Consider the following 13697-nt stretch of genomic DNA (forward strand, 5'->3'; position numbering starts at 1 on the left):
GCAGAACCGATCCAGCATGAAGCTTTTTTCATTTCGCCGGGTCGCTTCAACGAGCAATCGACAGCACTTCGACCATACTCCACAGATGTTTTCCGCGTTTTGACGAGTTTACGAAAGTGAGGAAAGCCCGTATTTACGGGCGTTCCAGCCCTCCCCGCCACACTGCATCCCACTCCCAAACACATCCATTGGTACAAAAATTGGTACGAGATCTGCCGGGCAGGCAGCGGATTTCAAGACCGTGGTACAAGTGCCCAATCCGCGCGGCATGGCCTGGGAAATCGATTCCAAAACAAACACGAAACGGCACGGCTACAGGCAGCATACCCAAAGGGCCGCGGTTTCAGTTTTGGAACTGATTTTTTACCTATTTGACACTTCGATATGGCTTTACTGAGATACCATCACAACGCCACCATCGCTATGGAACCATGTCATGAAGCTGGGCTTTTTCACCGTGCTGCTGCTCGTACTTTCAGGGTGTGCAACACCTACACCAACGGAACAAACCAAACCTGCCGCCCCCACAATTCTGTACCGTTATCCAATGACTGCAGAGGCTGAGGCCCAGGCTAAAACCATGATCGCTCACGACTTGAAAGATCCTGACTCCGCACAATTTCGGCAGACATACTTCATCACAGCCGATGCGCGAGGCGATGCCAGGGATAAATCTAAAGACTCGTGGTGTGTGGAGGTGAATGCCAAAAACTCATACGGCGGGTACGTGGGCTATTCATGGGCACTCCTGCCTGCAGGGTCAACCCAGTTCATTCAGGGGAATCGAGGTGTAGGCCTCATGGCCTCACAGATTTGCTTACGCGCCGTCGAAGGGCCTGTTACCTCAATCGCTCCCTCTGCGGCTAAATGAAGTGGCCCACCACCGGTAATGCAGCAGTAGCGTGAGATTCGACACCCAGGCCGCGCCCCAAGCGGCCTGTACATCTGGCCTGTCTAATACGGTTCGGCCAATTTCAGCGACTTTCACCCAGTAAAACCGAGAAGCTTTCGAGCAGTTTTAGACAGCGAAGCCTCACCCTCAGGCCCGAATTCAGCTCAAGCTACCTCTTCCTGATCGAGCAACGCCCAGAGCCTGGCCGCCTCGGAAAACTCCAGCATGTCGGCTAGCTGGTCAGCGTCAACGTCGGTCCGTCGGTACGCAGACATTGCGAGCTCCGCAAGCACTGCGGCTCGCCCGTCAGGATCGGCTAGTAAGGCAGATTGGTCATTGAGTTCGGCTAGCCAAGCCGACGGTAACATCAACATTTGACCGTCCACAGCTGATCGATCCGTGTCGTGTACGATTGGCTCATCATCTCCCTCCTCATACCCCAGTCCGGTGTCGCTGGCACGCTGGCGGCCCGCATTGTCCCCCTCCCCCAGCGCTCGTTGATGTTATCCATCACCTGCATCAGTCGATCACATGTCACCGACTGCTTGAGCGCAAACAAGTCCTCTGAAAACTCGCCTGGCTGCCGCAGATCCATCAACAGCACCTCAGCCTTGCTGTACCGAAACCCGGGCCTGAAGATCCGGGCAACCGCATCGGTGGCCAGCCGAGTCATCAACAGGGTGTCGCAGGTTGGGTACGGGAGTTCTATCAATGCCCCTTGGGCGTGGTGTGCTTCGTCCGGGTTGAACATTCCGGTGCGGATGCTGACGCGCATGCGCTTGCACACCGATCCCTGGGCACGGAGCTTTTCCGCTGCGCGGCCAACGTAGGTGGCCACTGCCTGCTTGATCGACGCCATTTCGGTCAGCCGCTTGCCGAACATCCGGCTGCAGCATATCTCCTGCTTCGGCGGTTCTGCCTCGTCCAGCTCCAGGCAGGGCGTGCCAGCCAGTTCCCGAGCGGTCTTCTCCACCACGACGCTGAACTTCTGTCGCAAAGTTCTGGCATCCGCCTTGGCCAGATCCATCGCCGTGTGGATGCCCATCGCCTCGAGGTGGGCGGTCATTCGCCGGCCCACGCCCCAAACCTCTTTCACCTCGGTGTTCCGCAGCACCCAATCGCGCTTGAATGGATCGGTGATGTCGACCACGCCGCCGGTCTGCGCCTGCAAGCGCTTGGCGGTGTAGTTGGCCAGCTTGGCAAGTGTTTTTGTGCCGGCGATGCCAACACCCACGGGGATGCCGGTGCACTGGAAAATCTTGGACCGCAGCTTTCGTCCAAACTGAGTCAGGTTTTCTTGAATACCCGATAGGTCTGCAAAACACTCGTCGATGCTGTAAATCTCGGTGGTGGGCACCATCGACTCGATTAGCGTCATGACGCGTTCGCTCATGTCACCATACAGTGCGTAATTACTGCTAAAGGCCATGATGCCGTACCGGCGCAGCTTGTCCTTCGCCTGGAAGTACGGCTCACCCATCTTCACGTAAGGCTTGGCGTCATACGATCTGGCAATCACGCAGCCATCGTTGTTGCTTAGTACCACGATCGGGGTCTTGGCCAAGTCTGGCCTAAACACGCGCTCGCAACTCGCGTAGAACGAGTTGCAATCGATCAGCGCGAACACCTGGTCACTGCGCATGGTCGCGAACGCTGTAACGTACAACACCCCAAATGACGAGCTCGTCGCCTTCCATGATATACCTCGGTGGGTAGGAAGGATTCTCCGATTTCAGGATCACCACGCCGTCGCGTCGGTGCAGACGCTTGCACACCGGCTCGCTGTTCACAGCGGCAATCACCACATCGCCATGCTCGGCTTCGCGGCCGCGGTCTACGATGACGATATCGCCCGAGTAGATTCCAGCCCCCTGCATGCTATCGCCCTCCACCTTCACTAGATATACATGGGGCGCGCGGAGGTCGAATAGCTCATCCAGGGAGATATGACCTTCCAAATGGTCCGCTGCAGGCGAAGGGAATCCGGCCGGGACGTGGAACGAATAGAGCGGTAGCGATTCGGTACCGCCGGTAGGCGTCCCCAAAAATGTGATGGTCATGACGGAAGGTCCAATGCAGACTGTATGCATATACAGTAAATCTGGCATCGGGTGCTCGGTCAATCCTGGGCGGTGAATTTTCTGACGGGCGAGAGGTGGAAGATGTGCGGACGGTACTCGATCTACGAGTCGATGGATCACTATCTGCGCCAGCTATCGCTGGATTTGGTGGTGATAAATGGCTATGAGCATGAGCCAATCAACCGATACAACGTAGCGCCGTCCACTCGCGTGGAAATCGTTCGCCATGTTGGGGATGGAGTGAGCGTGGATCGGGTCAAGTGGGGATGGTCGCCTTTCTGGGCGAAGGGGAAGCGCCCGGATCCGATCAATGCTCGGGCCGAGACGGTAGTGACGGGAAAATTCTTCAAGGGGTTATGGCCAAACGGCAGAGCCTTGGCGCCTGCAAATGGCTGGTTCGAATGGGTTCCAGATCTTGCAGACCCGAAGCGAAAGCAGCCCTACTACATCACGAGCGCCGATGGCGGACCGCTATTTTTTGCCGCGCTCGCAGAAGTACATCAGGGGCTGGAGCCAGATGAGAGGGATGGATTCGTCGTCATCACAGCCGCAGCTGATCAAGGCTTGGTCGACATCCACGACAGAAAGCCCTTGGTGCTCTCGCCTGAAACCGCAAGGGAATGGCTGGATCCAGCCACATCAGGCGAACGCTTGGAAGCCATTGTCGATGTTGGATGCCGGCCGGCACAGGACTTCCAATGGTTTCCAGTTGGCAAGGCGGTGGGGAATGTTAAGAACCAAGGCCATGAGCTGATTGAGCCCGTCAGTGAACAGAACCGCCAGGGCGACCCAGAGCTCTGAGCTGGTAGTCGGTGACCGCCTGGAACTGCAACTCTGCGATCATCCGAAGACGCTCCACCTCTTCCGCCGGTTCATACGAAGCCTGCGCCTCATGATAACGCTTCAATGCCTCTACAGCGTCGGTGTACATGGGATGATCAGGGAAAAGGATCGGCGGCTTACACTTCATAGGGGTTCCATCCTGAGGAGGCCATCACTGAATGGTAGCCGGTGCCCGCCCTGCTTGGATTAACTGGTAATCGATAACCGCTTGGTATAGCGAATCCGCCAATAGGCATAGACGCTTGACCTCTTCAGGCGGCGCGCCACGGTCTTGGGCTTGATGATACTCACGCATGGCGTCGATAGCCTGCTGGATCAGCGACTCGCCCGCCTCAACCATGCCAATGAAAGTGCGCTTGTCCATCTTCACCTCCACCTACCGAGCGAATCAGTTCATAACAGATCACTGCAAACCTCGTCCTCCGCCCCCAAGCCATATCTAGGGGGTTGTGAGCAGAGAATTTTATCAGCCTTCGGGTATGGCTCGCACTCTGGCGTGTATCTGATCAGAGTGTTATTTTCTATCGCTTGTACGACACGCGAGCATGATTAAATGGGACAAGCCAAGACAAGAAAACTAACAGATCCTTTCTATGGAAAGCCGAAAAGACCGACAGTCAGGGGCCTGATAATAAGTCCGCCGACAGTAATAAATGGACAAGACTTAGATATCACCGGAACTTTAAACCCAGTCGACTTACGGTTTTCTCTTATGTTCTGGGATCGCTTATGCTGGCCTTCCCTTCCCTTCGACTACTGCGGATGCGAAGACGCGCTAGACCTCGAGAAGATTGGAATACTGCATCGCCCAGAAATACAGATTTACGGCAATGTCCTTAACATTGTGCAGGAAGCTCCATATCGAGCTCTTCAGCTACTGGAAGAGTCTGACCCGGGCGTTTGGGCTATTGGGCAAGGTGAGAATGCTGTCCATGCACAATCTATTGAAGAACCAACAACTAAAGATCTATACATCTCCTTATTATCTTCCGTTCCGATTCCACAAAGATCCGTGCCTATTGCTGAGATTTTAGAATTCAAGGCCAAACGAAGGTCCGAGCTATTAGCTTTCCGAGCTCACCTTGATGATGTTGTAGCTGAAATAAAAGGATCCTCCGATTCGCATCAAGAGCTCATAAATCAGAAGGGAAAATTAGAATTCGCATGCTCGGATTTACGCAGAGTAGCTAGAGAGTGGCAATTCCCTGTTCACATTTCTGACTTTTCGGCATCGCTAAATTACGACATAATCAAGGCATTCAATGGAGGAAGTGCTGGCTGGGCATTTGAACAGAGTATTGGTGGCAATGGTTTAACATCTACTCTAATTGGCTTGATAGGCAGTCAATTTAAGATGACTGGTAGACCTAAATTCAGAAACCCGAAACTCCCCGCCTCCCCGTACAAATACGCTTACAAACTTAACCAAGAGCTATAGCCTACCTTCGCGAAAACACTTTATTGCCGAAACTAACTTTTTCTTATCCAACTCTCTGTCTTCGGCCGGATAGGGGCGCACACACCTTAACCTCCAAGCTGCTGGTCTTGCGCAGGCCGGCAGCAGTCATAGGCCGATGCTATGGGGCCTTCATGCGGTAAAAAACCGCCTCGCAGGTCAAGCCAGCTATTCGGCTTCGCTCAAGCGCTGTCGCGAGGTCGCCCGCCATTCGGTCAGCCTCTTCAAGCAATCCCCCGAGCACCACGACGGCGGAGGTTCCTGCCTTGCGCTGCTGGGTAGCGATGGTGATACAGGTGGCTTTCTCGCCTATGGGGTACCGGCAGGGATTATACTTAACGAACACTTCTGAGGATCTCGCATGCCCAAGGAAACCCCGATCGCCTTTGATCAACTCATAGGTATCACCCTCAGTGAGGTCCTTCAGGCCGAGAAAGGCTCTAGCATGATCACGCTGCTCGCTGCCTGCGGTCGATTGTTCAGAATGCATCACTATGATCTCTGCTCCGAGGAAGTATCGCTTGACGACGTTGAGGGCGACATTTCTGACATAGTGGGATCACCAATCACACTAGCCGAAAAGTCCACAAGCCCAGATACGCCTGATGACGTGCAGGATCGGCTAACGCAGCTCAGTCAGACTTGGACCTTCTACCGAATCGGCACTGTGAAGGGGATGGTGGTTCTTCGCTGGTTTGGTGAATCGAACGGTTACTATTCAGAAGAGGTAGACTTCGTCGAGCTTATTGAGGGCTAACCGTCCTATTGCCTGCGAATCTCAGGGCGTCGTATTCGCGCTCGCACTGCTGCCCGGCGATCCTGGCTCGGTCATAAGCCTGCGCCAGATCTCGATTCGTTGCGACAGACCGGCTGAGCAGGTCGGAGAGCACCATGCGGCGCGGGCGGCTGTCTGGCCTGGGGCGATAGCGGCGGTATCCGTGCAGGGGAAACTGACGGTGGCAGCTAGGTTGGTGGCCTCACTGCTCAACCACTGGCGAGCAGCATCGGCGCCAGCATCAGTAATCGCTCTCTCTATTCATACCTTGCTACCCTTCGCTTCTTGCTGGACCTGCACTCTAATGCTGTTCTTGGGGCGCAGACCGCTTGCCAATGACTGTTCCGACCTATTTAAACCATACGCCGCCCGAACTGGATCGCGGTGACAGTGTAAAGGCGCTTCCTTCAGCTATGGGGCAACCTCTGCCTGGTCCACCGCAGCCGTCAAGACCAAAAAATCACCATTTCAGTTCAGTTCAAAACTTCAATTAATAATTAGCCAGTAGTATTCTTTTTTCAGCACTTCTTTTTTCAGTACTTCTTTTTGACGTCAAGCTTTTAAAAAGTGCCAGCAGCCCACAAATAATAAATCAAAAAAACTAGCCACAATGCCTCCCGATGTGGTATTGTTGTGAAATTTTAAGATGAAAAAACAAACCAAAAAACCTCTAAACGCCTAATTTAATAAAATTAACTGGACACAAATTCGGCCATATGGCTGTTGAATTGGAATAACGGAATACCCAATGGACGCGGCAAGATTCGATTCAACTGTACACAGCTTTACTAACAACTGGGAGTTTGAGCTACTTCTTAACCTTTATGAGCAGCATGCAGAAAGCACTGAAAAACATCTGGAGTTTTGTGTGCTCCTTGCTGACTTAGGGCTTCTTGAAAACCTTCATTTTTTCATTTGCAAGGTCGGCCTCTACAACTTAAAAGATTTAGCCAAAGACCCAGACTCTAAGTATGCGAAAAGTGGCAACGCAAAGATTTTACTTGATATCTACGAGTCGGAAATCTTACCCATTTTCGAAAATCAACCTGGAAAGGCAACAGGCATTGATCACGAACTATTGAGTCTTTCCCGCTACAAAGACACGACTGTTCTCGAAAATCATATACTGTCAAAAAAAGGCGATATTTTTCAGAGCGATCAAAATCCGAAAACATTGATGTATTTAACCTACGCCTTGAACCAGTTATGGTCAAAAACGAAAGAAACCAACATCAGCAAAGTCACGCTCAACAATCTTTCAAACTTTAAAAATCTCTCGGCGATTCGTAGAGCCTACATTACTAGAAACATTTGCTTGCGTGTACTCACGTGTGAAGACACCATTATCTTCCCACAACTGGGTCATAACGACCTCCAGAAATTGTTAGGCAACATTGCAGTTCAGAAGTCTAGGTACCGTGGCGCAGAGCGAGCATACGGTTTAGTTTCTGACATCGTACGCAAACAGCTAGCAAAACCAACCACTTCAAAAAAACTCGGTTGGGATAGTAAGCCGAGGGTTGCAGTATGCATGTCCGGCATATATCGATGCGGCAGTTTAGCCATCGAGAGCATATACGAGAATATCGTCAAACCTTTAGGTGCGGATGTATTCCTTCACTCCTGGACAATGATGCAAGACTGGCCAGGACTTGGCGGCGCTGGTGACGAATGGGTAATGAGAACTTTCAATAAAGAAATTCACTCCAAATGCCCGCCTGCCATTCGCTCAAAAAAATACTTTAAAACAAAGTTCCCCAAAACTTTTGAAAAGCTCGACACCGCTTCACTTTCAAGTTTCGAAATAGAGAAACTACCGCCTGAAATAAAATTCACTAAAGTTCTTTTAGATAACGATGCAACTGTTTTCTCGGAGTCAGGGATAGATATAAATCATTTCCTTTCTTTAGGCGCTCCCAACCAAGCAAAAATGATATACGGCATCTACAAAGCACATGAGCTAGCCGTAGAGCATGAAAAGGAAAACGGTTTTCGTTATGACTACATTATCAGATGCCGTCCAGATGTATTCCTACAAAATAAACTTACATTTGCTATTTTAGAGGATCTCAACTCCCGCGACGTAGCGATGGAATTTTCAAAAGAATGGGGCCCTCAAGATCAATTCTGGTATGCCCAAAGATCTCCCGCCCTTACTATGGCATCTCTCTGGGCAGCGTCTGTGGATAGTAACAGCTTGTCTCCGTTCCCTCAGATACCATCTATGCGTGCGCATAATCTGATCTTGGGTTGGATGACAGACAACCATCTCCAACCTGTCAATACTCTTATAAAGAGAGACATGAATCTAGTAAACAGCCAGGCTTCACCACCTGACTTTTCAACGGCATTGACCGAGGACTTTACGGCAGAAGCTAAAGAACTTAGTCAGAACCAAACAACACTTGACTTCTTCACCGCTTTAAAGGAATTCAACAAGAAATGAAACGCCTAATTATGGATTTGGATGATACAATTTGCTCAACCATAAATGGCGACTACAAAAACAGCACGCCGGATCTACGTGTAATTCAAAAGCTCCATGAATACCGCGAGATGGGTTTTACCATTGCGATTAGTACGAGTCGGAACATGCGTACTTACAACGGTGACATTGGAAAGATCAACGCCAATACGTTGCCAGTCATTATTGAATGGCTTAACAAACACTCCGTTCCGTACGATGAAATCATCGTCGCGAAACCATGGTGCGGCATGGAAGGCTTTTACGTCGATGACAAGGCAATCCGCCCTTCCGAATTCAAGAACAAAAGCTATGAAGAAATTCGAGAGCTTTTGAGCTTGGAGAAATCTGCATGATCTTGATTACATCAGCGGCATATGTTGACGCCGAATTTCAGGCTGAGTTCGGCAAGCTACCCCCCGCCTTTCTTCCAGTGGGGAACAAACGCCTATTCACACTCCAAGCTACGGCAATTAAAAAGGCATACCCTAGTGAGACCATCTGGCTTTCCATACCCGAAAGCCACGCAGTATCGGTGCAAGACTCTCGAACCCTAGACAGCCTTGAAATCAGCGTACTGAAGGTTCCCGACGGGCTAAGTCTTGCCGACTCTATTCTTTTCTCTCTGAATGTTATCGGGGCAAATAATACACCCGTCCGAATTTTGCACGGTGACACATATCTCCCACAGGTACCTGTCGGAGATAATCTCCTAGCGCTTGCCTCTACGCAGGACTATTACAACTGGGAAGTAGAAAAATCCAATCCTAGCGACGAACTGGTTTGGTGCGGTTACTTTGCATTCTCCAACCCGCAAAGCCTAATAAAGAATTTAACTATTTGTCGCGGTGATTTTGTAGGTGCTGTTCGCGGATATTCTGAGAGTTATCCTACAGAAAAAATCTTGTTAGATAACTGGTTTGACCTAGGGCACATCAATACCTTTTACAAGACAAGAGCAAAGATCACAACTCAACGTTCGTTTAATGAACTAAAAATCACAGATACACATGTGTACAAAAGTGGCACTCCCCATCACAAAATTGTGGCAGAAGGAACTTGGTTCAAATCGCTACCAGTTGATCTCAAAGGCTTTGTGCCTCAGCTGATGGACCAAGGCCTTAAAGATGGGAAGCCTTTCTACGTCATTGAGTTTTTGTATCTAGCACCTCTGAACGAACTTTTCGTAAACGGTAATAACCCTAAATTTTTCTGGAAAAAAATATTTCGCCATGTTAAATCTTGGCTTCAGGCCTGCACCGAAAACTTTCCGGCAGAACAATTGAGCCACGTACAAGCAGGCCGCCAGGATTTAATAGCTCGAAAGTCAGCCAAGCGTCTTGTGTCTTTCTGCGACACCAAGAATTATAACATGCACCAAAGCGTCACCTTAAATGGCAAAAAAATGCCATCTATAAGCGAGGTAATGGAACATTGTATTAGCCTGGCTTTGGCTAAACCAATGCTGCCTGGCATACTGCACGGCGATCTGTGCTTTAGCAATATGCTTTATGACTCACGCGCGGACATGCTAAAACTTATTGACCCCAGAGCCATTGACTTCAATGAGCAGTTCACGCTCTACGGGGATGTCGCTTATGACATCGCGAAAGCTAATCACTCGATCATTGGCCTATATGATTTCATAATCGCCGGTGCCTTTAGCGTTCGAGAGACTGGAGACCTTAACTTCACCTTTGAAATATTCAAAGACGACCGGATTGACAAACTTCAAAGCGCATATCTTGACGAGCAACTGCTGCCAAACACTTTTGCGGCAGACTATATGCCGTTAACCATTCTATTATTCCTGTCTATGCTGCCACTACATGCGGATAACGAAAACAGGCAGCTTGCACTTTTCGCCAATGCTTTTCGGCTGTATGACCAATTCCTGTTAGAGGCTAACTAAATGTTTATTATTCCAATGGTTGGCAAGAGCAGTCGCTTCTTTAAAGAAGGTTACAACCAACCAAAATACAAACTGACTATTAAGGATAAATCCGTATTTGAGAGATCGGTTCGTTCCTTCGAACAGTATTTTTTGACTGACAAATTTCTATTCCTCGTCAGATCGGACTTCAATGCTGCAGAATATGTGGAAAAAAGCGTTAAAGAAATGGGGATTCGTGATTACTCTATAGTAGAGTTTAATGAAGAAACTCAAGGGCAGGCCGACACAGTATATCAAGGGCTCTCCAGAGCTGGGAGCTTCTTCAGCTCCGATGAGCCACTCTACATCTTCAATATTGACACCTTCAGGCCAGGCTTTAAAAAGTCCGAAAAAAGCATTGACGCGGGATATCTTGAGGTTTTCAAAGGAGAAGGCTCTCACTGGTCTTTCGCACTTCCAGGACCTAATAACACGGTTATCAAGACCACTGAGAAAGAACGAATATCTGATCTTTGCAGCAACGGTTTGTATTATTTCAATTCTGTCGCGACTTACAACTCCGCATTTGAACATAGTGTCAAAAACGACCTAAAAGCTAAAGGTGAGTTTTATATCGCGCCGCTTTATAACTATCTGATTAGCAACAATTTAAAAGTTAGTTACGAGCTCATCCCGTCTTCTGAAATAATCTTTTGCGGTACACCCGATGAATATAAGGCCATCATAAACTCAACAATTTGAGCATGCACACCAAAAGGCCAGCATTACTACGCCCGGATTTCCTGTTCGCCCTTAAACATCTTTGTTGAGTGAAAAACTCCACATGAACACAAATCTTACAGATTTTGAAATTACGCCAGATGATTTGTACTATGACGACTACAGCACCACTAGTACATTTACTCACACTAGCACGCGCCGCTTCAATCGCAATAATGTCGTTGAAGTCATTGAGATGATCAGGGAAATTATCGCGACTCATGACTCTTTTACCCGCGATGACCGCTATCTGATTGAATGGATGCTTCGAGAGAAGCTCCCTTCGGGTATTACTGGGTACAATACAGTCCGCGCATGGGTTAGCGATGAGCATACAACTCTAGCAGAATTGCTCCCACCCCACTTCAAAACACATCTTGCAAAACAATAGTCACCACCTTCAACCAAGCCCAGTAATCGGATGCAGCCATCTTCCTCGAACTTAGATTTCGAGGAAGATGCAGTCCTTAATATAGTAGAAACGCAAGTATAAACAAAGGGTATAACAAGGCCTTACGAGAATTTCTGGCCAAGCGCAGTTACCTATCCGTTCGAAACAACAGAGGCCACGGCTGGACTTGTAAGAAGTGCCTGCGGATTGGGCGAGCAGCCGAAGGGTGGCGCATCTACCCAGCTAGCCTTTTCATCTAGTGACTTCGCGGACGTAGGCTTGGCAGGCCTTCAGTGCGATCAGCCCCCGGTCGCCGTCGTTGGTGATGGTGACAATTCGTCGAGCATACGCCGGGTCAAGTTGGGCGCGTACGGTTCCATGAACCATGCCTCCGGTACCGGCGGTTTCTCGCACTCCACCGAAAGAACTTGGAGCGGCAACGGCTCCGGCGTCGATAAGGACTGACAGGCGCAAATCAGCGGTAGCAAGCCTGTCACGCAGCCCATCTTGAGTTTGTTGAGCATTGATCATCTCCTTCCAATGTGCATTGCGCTGCAGCTGCAGGCGTGCTTCCAGGGCATTTCGCTGGATTTTCTGTTGTGCGATGTGTTGGAGAGCTGCCGCCGCAGCCAAATCACGTTCACGGCCATAAGCCCGATCCTTATCCGCCAACTGCTGAACATAGCTTGCAGCCTGATCGGATAGTCGCTTGCCGTATTCATTGGACTGCCAGACCCAGGCACTACGACCTCCAACCCAAAGGCCAACTGCCAGGGCCAACAGGCCGAACCGCCCATTGAGCTGCGCCGCACCCAGCAACGTCATGCCAAGGCCCTCCGAATCCCTTCGTTGAACACTGCGTCAGGGTAGCGGTAGTTCGCGCACTCATGGGCGATTATCGCGCCGACTACCACGCGCAGGGTGCTCACATCCTTGATATTGATTACGTCATTGGCATTGACGCCGAGCTTCCGCGCCACGGCTGCAATGTAGGCCTCAGTGTCATTCTCATTACCGGGCGCCCAGCGACTGATAGTTTCGCGCACGGTGTCGATGCCTAGGCCGCCCACACCCGGCTGGCCGTCCTTGTCCCGGTAGTTGATGAGCAATTTGCCCAAGGCGCGTATGCCGTTTTCGGCCACGTCGAAGCGGGCAAAGCGCGGATTCGCCACGCCCACTTCCAGGCCGAGCTGTCCCTGCCAAGCATTACGGAGGTTGAAATCGATATTGCCGGGATTTTTGTTGCGTACGCCGCGCGGTATGGACATGGTTTCTCCAGGCGAAAGAAAGCCCGCACAAGGCGGGCTGCATGAACTTCAAGCAAAAAAACCGCTGGTGGCGGCTATCTGGTGAAAGCTGTGATCACGCGATGCTGTAGTAAGTTTTCAGCTCAGCGACCAGCTCCTTGAGCTGCGCAGCCCCCAACTCAGTTGAAAGCAGTGACTCACCAAAGGTATAGAGATCGCCGACCTTCGAATTTCGCAGGGCGTTCACGCTGTTGTGGTAACCGATTTCCAGATAGGCAGCAGCAGAAGGAGTGGGCGTTGCAACCGCCTCAGTACGCTGCGTGAAGGTGTCAGCGTCATTGATGGAAAGTGAGATCACGCGGGTTTCGTGGTTGTAGTCCACCACGTAGATTCCCCACTCCGTCAGCGGAATTGGCTCATAGACAGAGGTGAACTCGCCAGAACCTGATGCCAGGTTGTTGCGGGCTTCAACCGTTGCGTACTGCTGCCCATACGCGCGGAACAGCCGTCGAGTAGGTGCACCCGCGTCGAAGCCAACTACGAAGTTGGTCAGGTAGTTGCCAGCCCGATCAGAGGCATCCCAAGCAAACGCACCTACTGCCGTATATGACTGGGTAAGGCTTCCTGCCGGGAGCGCAATAGAGGCCGCGGCGCCTTGACCGCCAGACGCCGCAGGCCCTGAATAAAGGGCAGCCCTTCCGCCCAATGTCAGAATCTGCCAGCGGGCGACATCGACACCCATCGGGACTAGCAGCTTGCCAGTGAGCCGGCAACGGCCTGCCACGCCGCCCCCGCTCAGGGCCGTCATGCTACGGACGCTCATAACGTGCTTGAGCGAAGCAACTTTGGCGGCTACTGCGTCAGGTGCAGTCATGATGATTCGTGGGGCGCCAGC

Annotated in this window: 17 protein-coding genes and 1 pseudogene; 9 read left to right on the top strand and 9 right to left on the bottom strand. The window is 50.8% G+C overall.

Features of this window, described 5'->3' with window-relative positions; genetic code table 11:
- Window positions 1-436 precede the first annotated feature (436 nt).
- Window positions 437-871: a hypothetical protein gene (locus AB7M33_RS26390; protein ID WP_454244009.1), complete on the top strand. Its 435-nt coding sequence runs from the start codon at window positions 437-439 to the stop codon at window positions 869-871.
- A gap of 388 nt (window positions 872-1259) precedes the next feature.
- Here AB7M33_RS26390 and AB7M33_RS26395 read toward each other — a convergent pair whose 3' ends face one another.
- The gene (locus tag AB7M33_RS26395) at window positions 1260-2534 is read right to left on the bottom strand and encodes a Y-family DNA polymerase (RefSeq protein WP_454244010.1); all 1275 of its coding nucleotides are present in this window, start codon (window positions 2532-2534) and stop codon (window positions 1260-1262) included.
- A complete protein-coding gene (locus tag AB7M33_RS26400; RefSeq protein WP_454244011.1) occupies window positions 2524-2952 on the bottom strand; it encodes a LexA family protein in 429 nt (142 codons plus the stop codon). Before AB7M33_RS26400 ends, AB7M33_RS26395 begins: the two co-directional genes overlap by 11 nt.
- Before the next feature lie 102 nt (window positions 2953-3054).
- On the opposite strand from AB7M33_RS26400, the gene AB7M33_RS26405 reads away from it, so the two are divergent.
- Window positions 3055-3774 (top strand): SOS response-associated peptidase family protein, encoded by a 720-nt coding sequence (locus tag AB7M33_RS26405; RefSeq protein ID WP_454244260.1) that lies wholly within the window; start codon window positions 3055-3057, stop codon window positions 3772-3774.
- On the opposite strand, the gene AB7M33_RS26410 is transcribed toward AB7M33_RS26405, so the two are convergent.
- Together AB7M33_RS26410 and AB7M33_RS26415 are read right to left on the bottom strand one after the other, a co-directional pair.
- Entirely contained in the window at window positions 3737-3943 is a 207-nt protein-coding gene (locus tag AB7M33_RS26410) for a hypothetical protein (protein WP_454244012.1), read from the bottom strand. The two genes, AB7M33_RS26405 and AB7M33_RS26410, sit on opposite strands and share 38 nt — an antisense overlap.
- 24 nt (window positions 3944-3967) lie before the next feature.
- Window positions 3968-4180, bottom strand: coding sequence for a hypothetical protein (locus AB7M33_RS26415; protein WP_454244013.1), 213 nt, complete (start codon window positions 4178-4180; stop codon window positions 3968-3970).
- Window positions 4181-4528: 348 nt separating this feature from the next.
- On the opposite strand from AB7M33_RS26415, the gene AB7M33_RS26420 reads away from it, so the two are divergent.
- Window positions 4529-5254: a DUF6236 family protein gene (locus tag AB7M33_RS26420; RefSeq protein WP_454244014.1), complete on the top strand. Its 726-nt coding sequence runs from the start codon at window positions 4529-4531 to the stop codon at window positions 5252-5254.
- 139 nt (window positions 5255-5393) lie between these two features.
- On the opposite strand, the pseudogene AB7M33_RS26425 reads toward AB7M33_RS26420, so the two are convergent.
- Window positions 5394-5582, bottom strand: a pseudogene (locus AB7M33_RS26425) (DUF2514 family protein); the annotation flags it as partial.
- A gap of 51 nt (window positions 5583-5633) precedes the next feature.
- On the opposite strand from AB7M33_RS26425, the gene AB7M33_RS26430 reads away from it, so the two are divergent.
- On the top strand, window positions 5634-6029 hold the full coding sequence (locus AB7M33_RS26430) for a DUF7448 domain-containing protein (protein ID WP_454244015.1): 396 nt from the start codon (window positions 5634-5636) through the stop codon (window positions 6027-6029).
- On the opposite strand, the gene AB7M33_RS26435 is transcribed toward AB7M33_RS26430, so the two are convergent.
- Window positions 6016-6165, bottom strand: a complete 150-nt coding sequence (locus AB7M33_RS26435) for a DUF2514 family protein (RefSeq protein WP_454244016.1) — start codon at window positions 6163-6165, stop codon at window positions 6016-6018. The two genes, AB7M33_RS26430 and AB7M33_RS26435, sit on opposite strands and share 14 nt — an antisense overlap.
- A 630-nt stretch (window positions 6166-6795) precedes the next feature.
- Here AB7M33_RS26435 and AB7M33_RS26440 point away from each other — a divergent pair.
- From AB7M33_RS26440 to AB7M33_RS26460, 5 genes are all read left to right on the top strand, one after another.
- Window positions 6796-8493, top strand: coding sequence for a hypothetical protein (locus AB7M33_RS26440; protein WP_454244017.1), 1698 nt, complete (start codon window positions 6796-6798; stop codon window positions 8491-8493).
- Complete coding sequence (locus tag AB7M33_RS26445; protein WP_454244018.1) at window positions 8490-8867, top strand: HAD-IIIC family phosphatase; 378 nt, start codon at window positions 8490-8492, stop codon at window positions 8865-8867. The genes AB7M33_RS26440 and AB7M33_RS26445 overlap by 4 nt, the downstream gene beginning before the upstream one ends.
- Window positions 8864-10423: a hypothetical protein gene (locus AB7M33_RS26450; RefSeq protein ID WP_454244019.1), complete on the top strand. Its 1560-nt coding sequence runs from the start codon at window positions 8864-8866 to the stop codon at window positions 10421-10423. The genes AB7M33_RS26445 and AB7M33_RS26450 overlap by 4 nt, the downstream gene beginning before the upstream one ends.
- Complete coding sequence (locus AB7M33_RS26455) at window positions 10424-11146, top strand: glycosyltransferase family 2 protein (protein WP_454244020.1); 723 nt, start codon at window positions 10424-10426, stop codon at window positions 11144-11146.
- Window positions 11147-11228: 82 nt separating this feature from the next.
- Entirely contained in the window at window positions 11229-11555 is a 327-nt protein-coding gene (locus AB7M33_RS26460; RefSeq protein WP_454244021.1) for a hypothetical protein, read from the top strand.
- Window positions 11556-11807: 252 nt separating this feature from the next.
- Here the strand turns inward: AB7M33_RS26460 and AB7M33_RS26465 are convergent, their stop codons facing one another.
- From AB7M33_RS26465 to AB7M33_RS26475, 3 genes are all read right to left on the bottom strand, one after another.
- On the bottom strand, window positions 11808-12380 hold the full coding sequence (locus AB7M33_RS26465) for a lysis protein (RefSeq protein WP_454244022.1): 573 nt from the start codon (window positions 12378-12380) through the stop codon (window positions 11808-11810).
- On the bottom strand, window positions 12377-12823 hold the full coding sequence (locus AB7M33_RS26470) for a structural protein P5 (RefSeq protein ID WP_454244023.1): 447 nt from the start codon (window positions 12821-12823) through the stop codon (window positions 12377-12379). Before AB7M33_RS26470 ends, AB7M33_RS26465 begins: the two co-directional genes overlap by 4 nt.
- 94 nt (window positions 12824-12917) lie before the next feature.
- Entirely contained in the window at window positions 12918-13676 is a 759-nt protein-coding gene (locus AB7M33_RS26475) for a hypothetical protein (RefSeq protein ID WP_454244024.1), read from the bottom strand.
- Window positions 13677-13697 lie beyond the last annotated feature (21 nt).

Source organism: Pseudomonas sp. Y3 TE3536 (assembly GCF_053629175.1).